General features: G+C 73.4%; 17 protein-coding genes. 4 read left to right on the plus strand and 13 right to left on the minus strand.

All coding sequences use genetic code 11. The annotated features are described in order from the left end of the window. Position 1: 1 nt before the first annotated feature. Positions 2-244, plus strand: coding sequence for a hypothetical protein (locus ACZ3ZE_RS32720; RefSeq protein ID WP_361170111.1), 243 nt, complete (start codon positions 2-4; stop codon positions 242-244). A gap of 152 nt (positions 245-396) precedes the next feature. On the opposite strand, the gene der is transcribed toward ACZ3ZE_RS32720, so the two are convergent. The 5 genes from der to aroH all read right to left on the minus strand — a co-directional run bounded on the left by der (position 397) and on the right by aroH (position 4,813). Beyond that, complete coding sequence (gene der, locus ACZ3ZE_RS32725; protein ID WP_361170114.1) at positions 397-1,845, minus strand: ribosome biogenesis GTPase Der; 1,449 nt, start codon at positions 1,843-1,845, stop codon at positions 397-399. Between the two features lie 70 nt (positions 1,846-1,915). Beyond that, positions 1,916-2,503, minus strand: coding sequence for a lysophospholipid acyltransferase family protein (locus ACZ3ZE_RS32730; protein ID WP_442305061.1), 588 nt, complete (start codon positions 2,501-2,503; stop codon positions 1,916-1,918). A 53-nt stretch (positions 2,504-2,556) separates the two neighbouring features. After that, positions 2,557-3,276 (minus strand): (d)CMP kinase, encoded by a 720-nt coding sequence (gene cmk, locus ACZ3ZE_RS32735; protein WP_361170120.1) that lies wholly within the window; start codon positions 3,274-3,276, stop codon positions 2,557-2,559. Positions 3,277-3,365: 89 nt separating this feature from the next. Then, positions 3,366-4,454 carry a prephenate dehydrogenase gene (locus ACZ3ZE_RS32740; RefSeq protein WP_361170123.1) on the minus strand — a complete coding sequence of 363 codons (1,089 nt, stop codon included), beginning with the start codon at positions 4,452-4,454 and terminating at the stop codon, positions 3,366-3,368. Continuing rightward, the gene (aroH, locus tag ACZ3ZE_RS32745; protein WP_361623159.1) at positions 4,451-4,813 is read right to left on the minus strand and encodes a chorismate mutase; all 363 of its coding nucleotides are present in this window, start codon (positions 4,811-4,813) and stop codon (positions 4,451-4,453) included. The genes ACZ3ZE_RS32740 and aroH overlap by 4 nt, the downstream gene beginning before the upstream one ends. 247 nt (positions 4,814-5,060) lie before the next feature. Between aroH and ACZ3ZE_RS32750 the strand changes: the two genes are divergently transcribed. Genes ACZ3ZE_RS32750 through ACZ3ZE_RS32760 form a run of 3 tightly spaced genes read left to right on the plus strand, consistent with a single transcriptional unit; the run spans position 5,061 to position 6,540 of the window. Continuing rightward, positions 5,061-5,396: a DUF952 domain-containing protein gene (locus tag ACZ3ZE_RS32750; protein ID WP_361170129.1), complete on the plus strand. Its 336-nt coding sequence runs from the start codon at positions 5,061-5,063 to the stop codon at positions 5,394-5,396. A gap of 45 nt (positions 5,397-5,441) precedes the next feature. Then, a complete protein-coding gene (locus tag ACZ3ZE_RS32755; RefSeq protein ID WP_361170132.1) occupies positions 5,442-5,852 on the plus strand; it encodes a Rieske (2Fe-2S) protein in 411 nt (136 codons plus the stop codon). Positions 5,853-5,862: 10 nt separating this feature from the next. Continuing rightward, a complete protein-coding gene (locus ACZ3ZE_RS32760) occupies positions 5,863-6,540 on the plus strand; it encodes a nucleotidyltransferase domain-containing protein (protein WP_361623156.1) in 678 nt (225 codons plus the stop codon). Here ACZ3ZE_RS32760 and ACZ3ZE_RS32765 read toward each other — a convergent pair. From ACZ3ZE_RS32765 to ACZ3ZE_RS32800, 8 genes are all read right to left on the minus strand, one after another. Continuing rightward, positions 6,537-7,655 carry an ADP-ribosylglycohydrolase family protein gene (locus ACZ3ZE_RS32765; protein ID WP_467261678.1) on the minus strand — a complete coding sequence of 373 codons (1,119 nt, stop codon included), beginning with the start codon at positions 7,653-7,655 and terminating at the stop codon, positions 6,537-6,539. The two genes, ACZ3ZE_RS32760 and ACZ3ZE_RS32765, sit on opposite strands and share 4 nt — an antisense overlap. Continuing rightward, positions 7,652-8,392, minus strand: coding sequence for an NUDIX hydrolase (locus tag ACZ3ZE_RS32770; protein ID WP_361170141.1), 741 nt, complete (start codon positions 8,390-8,392; stop codon positions 7,652-7,654). The genes ACZ3ZE_RS32765 and ACZ3ZE_RS32770 overlap by 4 nt, the downstream gene beginning before the upstream one ends. Continuing rightward, the gene (locus ACZ3ZE_RS32775; protein WP_361623150.1) at positions 8,389-9,309 is read right to left on the minus strand and encodes an AAA family ATPase; all 921 of its coding nucleotides are present in this window, start codon (positions 9,307-9,309) and stop codon (positions 8,389-8,391) included. The genes ACZ3ZE_RS32770 and ACZ3ZE_RS32775 overlap by 4 nt, the downstream gene beginning before the upstream one ends. A 141-nt stretch (positions 9,310-9,450) precedes the next feature. After that, entirely contained in the window at positions 9,451-10,692 is a 1,242-nt protein-coding gene (locus ACZ3ZE_RS32780) for a pseudouridine synthase (protein WP_361170146.1), read from the minus strand. Between the two features lie 18 nt (positions 10,693-10,710). Next, complete coding sequence (scpB, locus tag ACZ3ZE_RS32785; protein ID WP_361170149.1) at positions 10,711-11,295, minus strand: SMC-Scp complex subunit ScpB; 585 nt, start codon at positions 11,293-11,295, stop codon at positions 10,711-10,713. Beyond that, entirely contained in the window at positions 11,292-12,518 is a 1,227-nt protein-coding gene (locus ACZ3ZE_RS32790) for a segregation and condensation protein A (RefSeq protein WP_467261680.1), read from the minus strand. The genes scpB and ACZ3ZE_RS32790 overlap by 4 nt, the downstream gene beginning before the upstream one ends. 44 nt (positions 12,519-12,562) lie before the next feature. Next, on the minus strand, positions 12,563-13,054 hold the full coding sequence (locus tag ACZ3ZE_RS32795; RefSeq protein WP_361170269.1) for a hypothetical protein: 492 nt from the start codon (positions 13,052-13,054) through the stop codon (positions 12,563-12,565). Continuing rightward, positions 13,051-14,076 (minus strand): ParA family protein, encoded by a 1,026-nt coding sequence (locus ACZ3ZE_RS32800; RefSeq protein WP_046909525.1) that lies wholly within the window; start codon positions 14,074-14,076, stop codon positions 13,051-13,053. Before ACZ3ZE_RS32800 ends, ACZ3ZE_RS32795 begins: the two co-directional genes overlap by 4 nt. Between the last annotated feature and the right edge of the window lie 432 nt (positions 14,077-14,508).

Here is a 14,508-nt window from a genome sequence, read left to right on the forward strand (position 1 = left end):
CATGCGCCCGGCGCAGGACGTGTCGGCGGGTCCTTCGGCGACGCCGATCTACGACGCCCTGTACTCCGAGTACCGCCGGTCGTTCCGCACGCTGCCGGGCGATCGCAGCGGCGAGGAGGAGCTGGGCTTCCGGTCCTTCGGGGCGGGGACGTACCGGCAGGCGGCGCACGGGCAGGACCCCGGGCGGCGGCGGGCGGGCTGGTCGGCGTACGCGCTGCCGCCGGGGCCGCGGCCGAGCCCGTGAGGACGTAGGCACGCCGTACGGACGGCGGGGACACGGCGGAGGGCCGGGGCGATCACACCGCCCCGGCCCTCCGCCGTATGCCTGCCGTACGCGTCGGTACACGCACACGTGCCTGTACGCACCCGTACGCGTCCGTCAGCGCGTGACGCGGCCTACTTCTTCTTGCCGCGCTTCTCGCGCACCCGCACCGAGATGTGGATCGGGGTGCCCTCGAAGCCGAACTCCTCGCGCAGGCGGCGCTCGACGAAGCGGCGGTAGCCGTGCTCCAGGAAGCCGGAGGCGAAGAGCACGAAGCGCGGCGGCTTGGTGCCGGCCTGCGTGCCGAAGAGGATGCGGGGCTGCTTGCCGCCGCGGATGGGGTGCGGGTGGGCGGCGACGATCTCGCCCAGGAACGCGTTCAGCCGGCCGGTGGGGACGCGGGTCTCCCAGCCGGCGATGGCGGTCTCGATGGCCGGGACCAGCTTGTCCATGTGGCGGCCGGTCTTGGCGGAGACGTTGACCCGGGGCGCCCAGGCGACCTGCTGCATCTCGGTCTCGATCTCGCGCTCGAGGTAGTAGCGGCGCTCCTCGTCGAGCTCGTCCCACTTGTTGTAGGCGATGACGACGGCGCGGCCCGACTCGACCGCCATCGTGATGATGCGCTGGTCCTGGACGGAGATGTTGTCGGTGGTGTCGATGAGGATGACGGCCACCTCGGCCTTCTCGACGGCGGCGGCCGTGCGCAGGGAGGCGTAGTAGTCCGCGCCCTCCTGGAGGTGCACCTTCTTGCGGATGCCGGCCGTGTCGACGAACTTCCAGGTCTTGCCGCCGAGCACGATCAGCTCGTCGACCGGGTCGCGGGTGGTGCCCGCGAGCTCGTTGACGACGACGCGGTCCTCGCCGGCGACCTTGTTGAGCAGGGAGGACTTGCCGACGTTGGGCCGCCCGATCAGGGCGATGCGGCGCGGGCCGCCGAGGGCGGTGCCGAAGCGCTGCTCGGGCGCCTCGGGCAGGGCCTCCAGGACGGCGTCGAGGAGGTCGCCGGTGCCGCGGCCGTGCAGCGAGGAGACCGGGTACGGCTCGCCGAGGCCGAGCGACCACAGGGCGGTGGCGTCGGCCTCGCCGGACTGGCCGTCGACCTTGTTGGCGGCGAGGACGACCGGCTTCCCGGCACGGCGCAGGAGCTTGACGACGGCCTCGTCGGTGTCGGTGGCGCCGACGGTGGCGTCGACGACGAAGAGGCAGGCGTCGGAGGCCTCGATGGCGTACTCGGCCTGGGCGGCGACGGAGGCGTCGATGCCGAGGACGTCCTGCTCCCAGCCGCCGGTGTCGACGACCTTGAAGCGGCGGCCGGCCCACTCGGCCTCGTAGGTGACGCGGTCGCGGGTGACGCCCGGCTTGTCCTCGACGACGGCCTCGCGACGGCCGATGATCCGGTTCACCAGGGTCGACTTGCCGACATTGGGACGACCGACGACGGCTAGGACGGGGAGCGGGCCGTGCCCGGCCTCCTCGATCGCGCCCTCGACGTCCTCGATGTCGAAGCCCTCTTCCGCGGCGAGCTCCATGAACTCCGCGTACTCGGCGTCGCCAAGTGCCCCGTGGTCGTGCTGGTCGTTCATGAAGTCCGTTCCTTGATCATTCGTGGTCGGTGGGTCCCCGGGCCGCGGGGCCCACTACTGGGAGTGTCGCTCAGCGCCCGGTGAGGCGCCTGGCGTTTTTCAGGTGGTCGGTGAGGCGTTCCTGGATGCGGAAGGTGGCCTCGTCGAGTGCCTTGCGGGTGCGCCGGCCGCTGCCGTCGCCCGCGTCGAAGGCGTCGCCGAAGACGACGTCCACCCGGCTGCGGAGCCGGGGCAGCGCCTTGACCAGCCGTCCGGGCCTGTCGGTGCTGCCGAGGACGGCGACCGGGACGATCGGGGCGCCGCTGCGGACGGCGAAGTAGGCGAGCCCGGAGCGCAGCGACGCGAAGTCGCCCTCGCCGCGGGTGCCCTCGGGGAAGATCCCGAGGACGCCGCCCTGCTCCAGGACGGCGAGCGCGTTGCCGATGGCGGCGCGGTCGGTGCTGTCCCGGTCGACCTTCAGCTGGCCGATGCCTTCGAGGAAGCTGCCCAGCGGTCCGACGAACGCTTCCTTCTTGATGAGGAAGTGCACGGGCCGCGGGGCGGTGCCCATGAGCATGGGGCCGTCGAGGTTGTGCGCGTGGTTGACGGCGAGGATGACGGGGCCGGAGGCCGGTACCCGCCAGGCGCCGAGGACGCGCGGTCTCCAGAAGCCGTACATCAGCCCGATGCCGATGCCCCGGCCGACGGCGGCGCCCTTGCCGGAGGGCTGGGTCACGTGGCGGCCGTCCTCTTCTCGTCCACCAGGGTGACGACACACTCGATGACCTGGTCGAGGGTGAGCTCGGTGGTGTCGACCTCGACGGCGTCGCCGGCCTTGGCGAGCGGGGAGGTCTTGCGGCTGGAGTCGGCCGCGTCCCGCTTGATCAGGGCTTCCTTGGTGGCGTGCACGTCGGCGCCCTTGACCTCGCCGGAGCGGCGGGCGGCGCGGGCCTCGGGGGAGGCGGTGAGGAAGATCTTGAGGTCGGCGTCGGGCAGGACCGTGGTGCCGATGTCCCGGCCCTCGACGACGATGCCGTGCTCGGCGCCCTTGGCGATGGACCGCTGGAGCTCCGTGATCAGGGCGCGCACCTCGGGGACGGCGCTGACGGCGCTGACCTTGGAGGTGACCTCCTCGGTACGGATGGGCCCGGCCGCGTCGACGCCGTCGACGGTGATGGTGGGCCTGGCCGGGTCGGTGCCGGAGACGATGACGGGCTTGGCGGCGGCGTTGGCGACGGCCTCGGCGTCCTGGACGTCGACGCCGTTGCTGATCATCCACCAGGTGATGGCCCGGTACTGGGCGCCGGTGTCGAGGTAGCTCAGCCCCAGCTTGGCGGCCACCGCCTTCGAGGTGCTCGACTTGCCCGTGCCGGAGGGGCCGTCGATGGCGACGATCACGGTTTCCACGGTGGGGAACGCCTTCCTGGGTGAGCGGGAGCCCCCGGCGGACATGCGGGGACCCCCACAAGGTTACCGAGTCCCCCGCACTCGTTCGGCCCAGTGGGCCCCGGACCCGGCGCCGGGGGCCCGGGGACCCCGGCTCAGCCGGTGCGCAGCGACCAGCCCCGCTCCCGCAGGGCCTCGGCCAGGGCGGGGGCCGTCGAGGGCTCGACCATCAGCTGGACCAGGCCGGCCTGCTGGCCGGTCGCGTGCTCGATGCGGACGTCCTCGACGTTGACGCCCGCGCGGCCGGCGTCGGCGAAGATGCGGGCCAGCTCGCCGGGCTGGTCGCTGATGAGGACGACGACCGTCTCGTACGTGGTGGGGGCGGCGCCGTGCTTGCCGGGGACGCGGGCGCGGCCGGCGTTGCCGCGGCGCAGGACGTCCTCGACGCCGGAGGCGCCGGCGCGGCGCTCGGCGTCGTCGCCGGACTCCAGGGAGCGCAGCGCCCGGACCGTCTCGTCGAGGTCGGCGGCCACGCCCGCGAGGACGTCGGCGACGGGTCCCGGGTTGGCGGAAAGGATCTCGACCCACATGCGCGGGTCGGAGGCGGCGATCCGGGTGACGTCGCGGATGCCCTGGCCGCAGAGGCGCACCGCGGTCTCGTCGGCCTGTTCCAGGCGGGCCGCGACCATGGACGACACGAGCTGCGGGGTGTGCGAGACGAGGGCGACCGCGCGGTCGTGGGCGTCGGCGTCCATGACGACGGGGACGGCCCGGCAGAGCGCGACGAGTTCGAGGGCGAGGTTGAGGACCTCGGTGTCGGTGTCGCGGCCGGGGGTCAGGACCCAGGGGCGGCCCTCGAAGAGGTCGGCGGTGGCGGCGAGCGGGCCGGAGCGTTCCTTGCCGGACATCGGGTGGGTGCCGATGTACGTGGTGAGGTCGAGGCCCAGTTCCTGCAGCTCGCGCTTGGGGCCGCCCTTGACGCTGGCCACGTCGATGTAGCCGCGTCCGAGCCCGGCCCGCATGGCTTCGGCGAGGGTACCGGCGACGTGGGCGGGCGGTACGGCGACGACGACGAGGTCCACGGGGCCCTCGGGCGTCTCCTCCGTGCCCGCGCCGAGCGCGGCGGCGGTGCGGGCGCGGGCGGGGTCGTGGTCGCGCAGATGGACGCCGATGCCGCGCGCGGCGAGGGCGAGCGCCGCCGAGGTGCCGATCAGGCCGGTTCCGATGACGAGCGCGGTTCTCACTGGGCGATGTCCTTGCGCAGGGCGGCCGCGGCACCGAGGTAGACGTGCGCGATCCGGGACTTGGGCAGATCCGACTCGATGTGCGCGAGGAGGCGTACGACCCTCGGCATGGCACCCTCGATGTCGAGTTCCTGGGCGCAGATCAGGGGGACGTCCACGATGCCGATGCGGCGGGCCGCGGCGGCGGGGAAGTCGCTGTGCAGGTCGGGCGTGGCCGTGAACCAGATGCTGATGAGGTCGTCGGCGGTCAGCCCGTTGCGTTCGAGCACGGCGGTGAGGAGCTCCTCGACCTGCTCGCGCATGTGTCCGGCCTCGTCCCGCTCCAGCTGGACGGCGCCTCGGACCGCTCGTACCGCCACCTCGTGCTCCTTCCGCGCGTCAGTGCTCCGGCCCAGCCTAGTCAGCCGTCCGGACGCGCCGTCGGGGCGCCCGCCCTCCGAGACGGCGGAGCGGCGGGCGCGGGAGAGCGGCAGGTCGGAGGCTCTGCTGACGGGCTGGTTCCCGCAGCCGCCGACCCAGGACCGGGCCTGGTCGCCGGCACGATCTCGCCCGGACCGGTGCGTTCCGCCACCCGGGGTAGCGGGCCGACGAGGTACAACTGTCGGCATGCTGCTGCACGTCGTACCGCTGGACGAATGGTCCGCCGATCCCGCTCTCCCCTACGCCCCGCCCTCCCTGGCCGCCGAGGGCTTCGTCCACTGCTCCCCGGACGAGACCGCCGCCCTGGCCATCGCCGACGCCCACTACCGGACCGCGGCGGGACCGCTCCTGGTCCTGGTGATCGACGAGTCCCTGCTCTCCGGCGAGGTCCGCTGGGAGGGTTCGGAGGACCTGCTCTTCCCGCACGTGTACGGGCCGATCGAGCGCGCGGCGGTGACGGGTCTGCTGGAGGTGCGGCGGGACGAGGACGGCCGTGCGAGGGAGCTGACGCCCTGGGCGTAGGCGTGTCGCGGAGCCGGTGCCGGGCCCGGGGCCAAGCTGGGCGGCATGACTGCTGACGCCCTCCCCCGCCGTACGGCACTCCTCGCCGGTGGCGCCGCCCTGGTCTCCGGCTGCGGAGGGGGGTCGGGCGCCACCGACGGCACCGGCGGCACGGCCGGCACGCCCTCGCCCACGGTGCTCGCCCGGACCGCCGACATCCCGGTCGGCGGCGGCACGGTCTTCAAGGACGAGAAGGTCGTGGTCACCCAGCCCGTGGCGGGCGAGTTCAAGGCCTTCTCGGCGATCTGCACGCACCAGGGCTGCACGGTGGCCAAGGTCGCGGACGGCACGATCGACTGTCCCTGCCACGGCTCGAAGTACCGCGTCGCCGACGGCACGGTGGCGGCGGGACCGGCGCCCCGCCGGCTCCCGGAGGAGCGGATTAATGTGTCGGCCGGGAACATCACCCTCGCCTAGCCTGGCGCGCATGACTCCCGAAGAGCTGGTGCGCGACCACACGATCTACTCCTGCGTCATGGGGTCGCGCGCGTTCGGTCTGGCGACCGAGGGCAGCGACACCGACCGCCGGGGCGTCTATCTGGCCCCGACCCCGCTGTTCTGGCGCTTCGACAAGCCGCCGGCCCATGTGGACGGCCCGGCGGAGGAGCAGTTCAGCTGGGAGCTGGAGCGTTTCTGCGAGCTGGCGCTGCGCAACAACCCGAACATCCTGGAGTGCCTGCACTCCCCCGTCGTCGAGCACGCCGACGCCATCGGCCGCGAACTGCTCGCGCTGCGCGGGGCGTTCCTGTCCCGCCAGGCGCACACCACCTTCGTCCGCTACGCGGAGGGCCAGCGCCGCAAGCTGGACGCGGACGTCCGGCAGTACGGGGCCCCGCGCTGGAAGCACGCCATGCATCTGCTGCGCCTGCTGACCAGCTGCCGCGACCTGCTGCGCAGCGGCGAGCTCCGCGTCGACGTGGGCGAGGAGCGCGAGCGCCTGCTGGCGGTGAAGCGCGGCGAGGTGTCCTGGCAGGAGGTCGAGCACTGGATGACCCGGCTCCAGGACGAGGCCGACCGGGCCCGCGACACGAGCCCGCTGCCCGCCGCCCCGGACCGGGCGCGCGTCGAGGACTTCCTGGTCAGGGCCCGGAAGGCGGCGCTCTAGACGGCGTCCAGACCCGTCCGCAAGGCCGGGGCGCTCTGGACGGCGTCCACGCCGTCCGCGAGGCCGGGGGCGATCTGGACGGCGTCCCAGGCCGCCCCGAAGGCCAGCAGCTCGTCCCGGTGCTCGATCCGCGCCACCCACTCCGCGGGCCAGGCGTCCGCGCCGAGGTGGGCGCCCGCGAAGGCGCCGGTGAGGCAGGCGATCGAGTCGGAGTCGCCGCGGGTGCAGGCGGCGCGGCGCAGGGCAGTGAGCGGCTCCTCGGGGAAGAGCAGGAAGCAGAGCAGTCCGGTGGCGAGGGCCTCCTCGGCGATCCAGCCGTCGCCGGTGTACGTGCAGGGGTCGAGCTCCGGGTCGGCGGTGCGCTGCACGGCGTCGAGCCGTTCGAGGACGGCCAGGCACTCGTCCCAGCCGCGTTCGGCGAAGTGGCGGGGCGAGGGGTCCTGCGAGCGGGTCCACAGGTCGCCGAGCCAGCGCTCGTCGTAGTGGCCGCGCTTCTCGTACGCGTACGAGCGCAGTCGGCCGACGAGTCCCGCCGGGTCGACGCCCTGGGCGAGGAGGTGCACGGCCCGGGCGGTGAGGTCGGAGGCGGCGAGGGCGGTGGGGTGTCCGTGGGTGAGGGCGGACTGGAGCTGGGCGGCGCCCGCGCGCTGCGCGTCGTCGAGGCCGGGCACGAGTCCGATCGGGGCGACCCGCATGTTGGCGCCGCAGCCCTTGGAGTGGATCTGGCTGGCGTCCTGCCAGAGGCGGTCGGAGCCGAGCAGCCGGCACGCCTTCAGGCAGGTGTTGCCGGGGGCCCGGTTGTTCTCGGGCGAGTGGTACCAGTCGACGAACTCGTCGCGGACCGGCCGGGCGAGCCGGAGCGGGGTGAGGGCGCCCCGGCCGAGGGCGGTGCGCACGCCGCGTGCGAGCGCCAGGGTCATCTGGGTGTCGTCGGTGATGTACGAGAGCCCGCCGCGCACGGGCTGCTCCATCGTGCGCCACGGCCCGGTCTTCGCCAGGATCGCGGGCACGTCGTTGAACTCGGTCGGGAAGCCCAGCGCGTCGCCGAGCGCCAGGCCGAGCAGCGCCCCGGTCGCGGCCCGCTTGACGGGGCCGGCCGTCGCTCCGTTGGTCATTCCGTTCGTCCTTCCGGTCGCAGCAGCGGCGGGTGCAGCGCGGTGGCCTCGCCCGCCCGGTAGAGAGCGGCCGGTTTCCCCCGTCCGCCGGTGCGGCGCGGTGGTGCCTCGACGGGCCGGACGAAGCCGGGGGTGGCGAGGACCTTGCGCCGGAAGTTGGGGCGGTCGAGCGGGACGCCCCAGACCGTCTCGTACACCTGCCGCAGCTCGCCGAGGGTGAACTCGGGCGGGCAGAAGGCGGTGGCGAGGCAGGTGTACTCCAGCTTGGCGCCGACGCGTTCGCGGGCGTCGGCGAGGATGCGGTCGTGGTCGAAGGCGAGCCCGCGGGCCGTCTCGTACGGAAGCCAGCGGGCCTGGGCCGCGTCCCCGCCCCCGCGCGGCTCGGGCGGGTCGGGCACGAGCGCGGCGAACGCGACGGAGACCACCCGCATCCGGGGGTCGCGGTCCGGGTCGCTGTAGGTGCGCAGCTGTTCCAGGTGGAGCCGGGCGGTGGTGGCGCCGGACAGGCCGGTCTCCTCGGCGAGTTCGCGGCGGGCGGCCCGCTCGGCGGACTCGTGGGGCAGCACGAAGCCGCCGGGCAGGGCCCAGCTGCCGGCGTAGGGCTCCTGGCCGCGTTCGACGAGCAGGGCGTGCAGCCGGCCCTCGCGGACGGTGAGGACGGCGAGATCGGCGGTGACGGCGAAGGGCTCGAAGGCACGCGGGTCGTAGCCCGCCGGGGCCGGGTGGGTGGTGGTCATCGGCGCTCCAGGGGCGTGGCGAGCAGGGCGTCCACGGCGGCCACGGCCGCGGCGAGCCGTTCCTCGTGCGGTCCGGTGAGGACGGCGGTGCGGCGCCCGGTGCGGGTGAGCTGGGTGAGCAGCCGGGCGGTGGCCCAGGGCCGCAGCCGGGCGGCGTCCTCGGGGTCGCCGGGGCGTTCGGGTCCTTCGGGGCGGCCGGGGTCCGCTATCCCGCGGTGGTCGGTGAGCAGCCACAGGTGGTGGCGGGCGCGGGCGGCGATCTCGCCGGTGTCGGTGCTGCGGGTGCCCACGTACCGCTCGTGGCGGATGGTGACGGTGAAGGCGTCGGTGTCGCAGACCAGGACCGGCGAGCCGTCCCGCGCGCGCTCCTCCTCGCGCTCGGCCTGCCCCAGGGCGATGAGCGGGAAGTCCCCGGAGCGCAGCGGCGCGCCGTCGCGGGCGGCGCGGTATTCGGGCGCGTACTCGGGGACGTACCGGGTGCGCGCCCAGACGCCGCCGCGGCCTCGGTAGTGGGCGGCGAGGGCACGGGCCAGGGTGGTGGTGCCGGTGTGGCCGGCGCCGAGGACGACGACGCGCCGGGTGAGGGCGGCCTGTACGGGGGCTTCGAGGAGGTGCCAGTGGGCTGCGGGGTCGGCGAGGACGTCCTCGGCCGCCGGTCCGGGGGTGAAGACGGCGTCCACGGGTTCACGGAGGGTGCCGAGGGGGTTGTCGCCGGTGGTGCCCGTGACAAGGGCCTCGGGGTGGATCTCGCGCATCCAGGCGACCCGCTCGGCGAGCGGCAGCGGGTCGTCGGGGCAGCCGCGGACGAGGACGGTGAGCCGCTCGCAGCGCGCGTGGGCGGTGCGGACGAGCCGGTGGTGGGCGGCGTACGGCGGACAGAACGCGCCGAGGACCAGGCCGTGCCCGTAACGCTTCATGCGGTCGCCTCCCCGCCCCGTACCGTTTAAAAGTCACTCTGACTATAAAGCGGGGGACTGTTCGCACACAAGGACGAAAACGCACGGAGGCCCGTGACCGCCGGGCGGTCACGGGCCTCTCGTGGCTGGGGGCAGCGGGTCCTAGAGACCGACTTCCTTCATCAGCATGCCGACCTCGGTGTTGCTCATGCGGCGCAGCCAGCCCGACTTCTGGTCGCCCAGGGTGATCGGGCCGAAGGCGGTGCGGACCAGCTTCTCGACCGGGAAACCGGCCTCGGCGAGCATCCGGCGCACGATGTGCTTGCGGCCCTCGTGGAGCACGACCTCGACCAGGTAGTTCTTGCCGGTCTGCTCGACGACCCGGAAGTGGTCGGCGCGCGCGTAGCCGTCCTCCAGCTGGATGCCGTCCTTCAGCCGCTTGCCGACCTCGCGGGGCAGCGGGCCGGTGATGGCGGCCAGGTACGTCTTCTTCACGCCGTACTTGGGGTGGGTGAGACGGTGGGCCAGCTCGCCGTGGTTGGTGAGCAGGATGATGCCCTCGGTCTCGGTGTCGAGCCGGCCGACGTGGAAGAGCCGCGTCTCGCGGTTGGTGACGTAGTCACCGAGGCACTGGCGCCCGTCGGGGTCCTCCATGGTGGAGACGACACCGGCCGGCTTGTTCAGCGCGAAGAACTGGTACGACTGGGTGGCGACCGTCAGGCCGTCGACCCTGATCTCGTCCTTGTCCGCCACGCGCAGACCCTGCTCCAGCACGATCTCGCCGTTGACCTCGACGCGGGCCTGCTCGATCAGCTCCTCGCAGGCACGGCGCGAACCGTAACCGGCGCGGGCCAGCACCTTCTGCAGCCGCTCGCCCTCCTGCTCGGCGCCCGGGAAGGTCTTGGGCGTCTTGATCTCGGGCTTGTTGGCGTACCGCTCCCGGTTGCGCTCCTCGGCCCGGACGTCGAACTCGCGCGAGCGCGACGGGGCCGTACGGCCGCCGCCCCGGATCGGGGACTGCTTGGGACCGCCCTTCGCACCGCCGCGGGCCGCGTCGCCGCGACCGCGCCTCGGGGCGTCGGAGGGACGGCCGGCGAGGCCGTCCACGTCGTAGCTCCGGTCCTCGGGACGGGGCCGACGCGGGCTGCTCCCGCGCTTCTGGTCGTCACGGCCGCCGCCGCCACCCTGGTAGCCGCCGCCGGAGCCGCTGCCGCCCCGGTAGCCACCGCCGGAGCCGCTGCCGCCACCGCTACCGCCACGGGAGCCGCCGCCACCTCCTCGGTAGCCGCCACCGCCGCCGCTGCCACCACGGCCGCCACCGCTGCTGCCGCCGCGGCCGCCGCTGTTGCCACCACGGCTCCCGCCGTTGTTTCCGCTGCTGTTCCTGCCGCTGCTGCTTCGCATCAATCTTCCGTAGTCTCGTCAGTCTCTGTCTTCATCCGGATCGAACGAAGGCACACCTTCCAGGGAGTCCGGCTCCACCGCTTCCGCCTCGGGCAGGAAGGGCGCGAGTTCCGGAAGCTCGTCCAGGCCGCGCAGGCCCATCCGCTCCAGGAAGTAGTTCGTCGTCCTGTACAGGATCGCACCTGTTTCGGGTTCCGCGCCCGCCTCCTCCACCAGACCGCGCTGGAGCAGGGTGCGCATGACGCCGTCGCAGTTCACCCCGCGGACCGCGGAGACCCGCGAGCGGCTGACCGGCTGGCGGTACGCGACGACCGCCAGGGTCTCCAGGGCGGCCTGGGTGAGCCGGGCCTGCTGCCCGTCCAGGACGAAGGCCTCGACCGCCGGGGCGTACGCGGCGCGGGTGTAGAAACGCCAGCCCCCGGCGACCAGCCGCAGCTCGAAGCCGCGGCCCTGGACCGTGTACTCGTCCGCGAGCTCGCGCAGGGCGTCGGCGACCTCGCGGGGGGTGCGGTCGAGCACCTTGGCGAGGTGCGCCTCGGTGGCGGGCTCGTCGACGACCATGAGGACGGCTTCGAGCGCGGGCTTGAGCGCGGGCTCACTCACGAGACGGCCTCCTGGTCTTCCCGGATTTCCCGGTCTTCCCGGTCTTCCTGATCGAATTCGTCGGTGACCGCCCCCGAGGCGTCCGCCTCCCCACCCGTCCAGGAGACGGTGAGGTCCCCGAGGGCGGTCTCCTGGTCGAGGGCGACGGCCTTCTCCCGGTACAGCTCCAGGAGCGCGAGGAAACGCGCGACGACGGTCAGGGTGTCGCCGGCGCCCTCGACGAGCTCCCGGAAGTTCAGCACCCCCCGCTCGCGCAGCAGGGCCACGACGATCCCCGCCTGCTCGCGGACGCTGACCAGGGGCGCGTGGATGTGGTCCACGTACACCTGCGGCTTCGCCTTCGGCTGCATGGCCTTGACCGCGAGGGCGGCGAAGCCCTCGGCGCCGATGGAGATGACGACCTCGGGCAGCAGCTCCGCGTGGTGCGGCTCCAGACCGACCGTGCGGGGGTACCGGCGCCCCTCGCTCTCCCAGCGGTCCGCGAAGATCTCGGCGATCCGCTTGTACGCGCGGTACTGCAGCAGCCGCGCGAACAGCAGGTCCCGCGCCTCCAGGAGCGCCAGATCGGCCTCGTCCTCCACCTCGGCGACGGGCAGCAGCCGGGCGGCCTTGAGGTCGAGCAGCGTGGCGGCGACGACCAGGAACTCGGTGGTCTGGTCGAGGTCCCAGTCGGACCCCATGGCGCGGATGTGCGCCATGAACTCGTCGGTCACCTTGGAGAGCGCGACCTCGGTCACGTCGAGCCGGTGCTTGGCGATCAGCTGCAACAGCAGATCGAACGGCCCCTCGAAGTTCGCGAGCCGCACGGTGAAACGGCCGTCGGTGGGGACGGGGGTGGGGTCGGCGGGAGGCGCGGCAGCGGCGGCGGGGGCGCCCGAGGGCGCGGCTGCGCCGGCCGGGGCTCCGGTGGGCACCGGAGGCGCGTCTTCGGCGCGGGAAGGCTCGACGGGCGCCGTCTCGGCGCCCTCACGCCCCACGAGCGCCCCTCCCTCGCCCCAGGGCCCCGTGAGCGCCGCCCGGGCGCCGTAGGGCTCCCCGTGCGCCCCCTCGGCGTCGTATGCCGCCTCCGGGCCGCCGGGCGGCCTCCCCGGCCCCGCCGGCGCCTCCTCGGAGCCGTACGGCTCCTCGTCCGCCCCCGAGGGCCGCGGTGCGGCCGACCCCGGGCCGCGGCCCAGGAGGCGGCGGTGGGGCGGGCGGGACGTTTCGTCTGGGGGGTGGGGCATCGGGGTCCTGGTGGAGCGGGGGGGCGGGAGCCCGCAGGGTACCGTCAGCGGCCGCGCAGGCGGCGGACGAGGATGCTCGCGTCGCCGCGGGACTCCAGGTCCGCCAGGACCACGGCGACCGCCTCGCGGACGATCCGCCCGCGGTCGACGGCCAGGCCGTGCTCGCCGCGCAGCACCAGGCGCGCGTGCTCCAGGTCCATCAGCTCCTCGGCGGAGACGTAGACCGTGATCTTCTCGTCGTGGCGCTCACGCCCACTGGGGCGCCGGTTGGCGGCGCGGCTGCGCCGCCGGGCGGCCTGGGAGGAGGCCGAGCCCTTCGGCGGCACGGGGGCCTGGGCCTCCGCCTCGGTCGCGCGGGCGCGCGGCTCGGCGGGCTCGGAGCCGGCGGAGGCGTGCTCCGCCCCGCCCGCCCCGCCCTCTGAGGCCGCCGTGTCGCTCTCGCCCGCCGGTGCCGGGACGGCGCGGCGCGGCGAGGACGCCTGCAGCGCCATCCCTCCGGTCGTACGGAACAGTTCGTCGGCGCCGGGCAGACTCACTCGGCGTGACACCGGGCGAGCACCTCCCTGGCGAGCTGACGGTAGGCGGCGGCGCCCACGGAGTTCGAGGCGTACGTGGTGATGGGCTCTCCGGCGACGGTGGTCTCCGGGAAGCGCACGGTACGGCCGATCACCGTGTGGTACACGTGATCGTCGAAGGCCTCGACGACGCGCGCGAGCACCTCGCGCGAGTGCACCGTCCGCGAGTCGTACATCGTGGCGAGGATGCCGTCGAGCTCCAGGTCGGGGTTGAGCCGCTCCTGGACCTTCTCGATCGTCTCGGTCAGCAGGGCCACACCGCGCAGCGCGAAGAACTCGCATTCCAGCGGCACGATGACCTTGTGAGCGGCCGTCAGCGCGTTCACGGTCAGCAGGCCGAGCGAGGGCTGACAGTCGATCACGATGTAGTCGTAGTCGTTCATCAGCGGCTTGAGCGCACGCTGCAGCGTGGACTCGCGCGCGACCTCGGAGACCAGCTGCACCTCGGCGGCGGAGAGGTCGATGTTGCTCGGGAGCAGGTCCATGTTGGGGACCGCGGTCTTGAGCAGCACCTCGTCCGCCGACATGCCCCGCTCCATGAGCAGGTTGTAGACGGTGAGGTCGAGCTCCATCGGGTTCACGCCGAGGCCGACCGACAGGGCTCCCTGCGGGTCGAAGTCGACGAGCAGCACCCGTCGTCCGTACTCCGCGAGCGCGGCGCCCAGGTTGATGGTCGACGTGGTCTTGCCGACGCCGCCCTTCTGGTTGCACATCGCGATGATCTTCGCGGGACCGTGGTCGGTCAGCGGGCCCGGGATCGGGAAGTACGGCAGGGGCCGTCCGGTGGGGCCGATCCGCTCGCGGCGCTGGCGGGCAGCGTCGGGTGCGAGGGTGGCCGCGTACTCCGGGTCGGGCTCGTACTCGGCGTCGGGGTCGTAGAAGTGCCCCTCGGGCACCTCGTCAAAGGCGGCGAAGTGGGTGGACTCTCGGCCCATCTCGTTGCCGGCCGTGGCGTTCACGTGTAGGCCGTCCGTCATCTTCATCGTATGGGCTGGCGTCATGGTCTGGTGCGTCGCGAAGGTCCGCACCGCGACGGAGCCGATCGGGGCTCCTGGCTCCGCACCCCCGGGAGTAAATGTCGACTCATTCACAAGTCGTCTTACCTCCTTGGATGTGACCAGGAACATTTATCGATAGGTCAGCGTGGCACCATGCCGACGGTTGGCGACTCTATGGCGTGTCACCGGTCCGCAGCAACACAATCCGCCGGACCCGGCCCGATGTGTCGGCAACCGAACACCCCTCTGTCAAGGGTGCGCAGGCACGGAACCGCACGTTTCAGGGGTGCGCGAAACGGTTAAAGAGTTACGTTCGAGGCGAGTTGACCAGGCATCGGAACGTGGCCGGACACACATCGGGCCGGACCTTGCTCGACAAGGTCCGGCCCGATGCGTGAGGTTGACGGAAGGCGTTGA

Source organism: Streptomyces sp. NPDC023157 (assembly GCF_055560575.1).

Coding starts and splice junctions, on each gene's coding strand:
- ACZ3ZE_RS32720 (WP_361170111.1), top strand. CDS start 2: ATGCGCCCGGCGCAGGACGTGTCGGCGGGTCCTTCGGCGACGCCGATC.
- der (WP_361170114.1), bottom strand. CDS start 1,845: ATGAACGACCAGCACGACCACGGGGCACTTGGCGACGCCGAGTACGCG.
- ACZ3ZE_RS32730 (WP_442305061.1), bottom strand. CDS start 2,503: ATGTACGGCTTCTGGAGACCGCGCGTCCTCGGCGCCTGGCGGGTACCG.
- cmk (WP_361170120.1), bottom strand. CDS start 3,276: ATGTCCGCCGGGGGCTCCCGCTCACCCAGGAAGGCGTTCCCCACCGTG.
- ACZ3ZE_RS32750 (WP_361170129.1), top strand. CDS start 5,061: ATGCTGCTGCACGTCGTACCGCTGGACGAATGGTCCGCCGATCCCGCT.
- ACZ3ZE_RS32755 (WP_361170132.1), top strand. CDS start 5,442: ATGACTGCTGACGCCCTCCCCCGCCGTACGGCACTCCTCGCCGGTGGC.
- ACZ3ZE_RS32760 (WP_361623156.1), top strand. CDS start 5,863: ATGACTCCCGAAGAGCTGGTGCGCGACCACACGATCTACTCCTGCGTC.
- ACZ3ZE_RS32765 (WP_467261678.1), bottom strand. CDS start 7,655: ATGACCAACGGAGCGACGGCCGGCCCCGTCAAGCGGGCCGCGACCGGG.
- ACZ3ZE_RS32770 (WP_361170141.1), bottom strand. CDS start 8,392: ATGACCACCACCCACCCGGCCCCGGCGGGCTACGACCCGCGTGCCTTC.
- ACZ3ZE_RS32775 (WP_361623150.1), bottom strand. CDS start 9,309: ATGAAGCGTTACGGGCACGGCCTGGTCCTCGGCGCGTTCTGTCCGCCG.
- ACZ3ZE_RS32780 (WP_361170146.1), bottom strand. CDS start 10,692: ATGCGAAGCAGCAGCGGCAGGAACAGCAGCGGAAACAACGGCGGGAGC.
- ACZ3ZE_RS32790 (WP_467261680.1), bottom strand. CDS start 12,518: ATGCCCCACCCCCCAGACGAAACGTCCCGCCCGCCCCACCGCCGCCTC.
- ACZ3ZE_RS32800 (WP_046909525.1), bottom strand. CDS start 14,076: ATGAAGATGACGGACGGCCTACACGTGAACGCCACGGCCGGCAACGAG.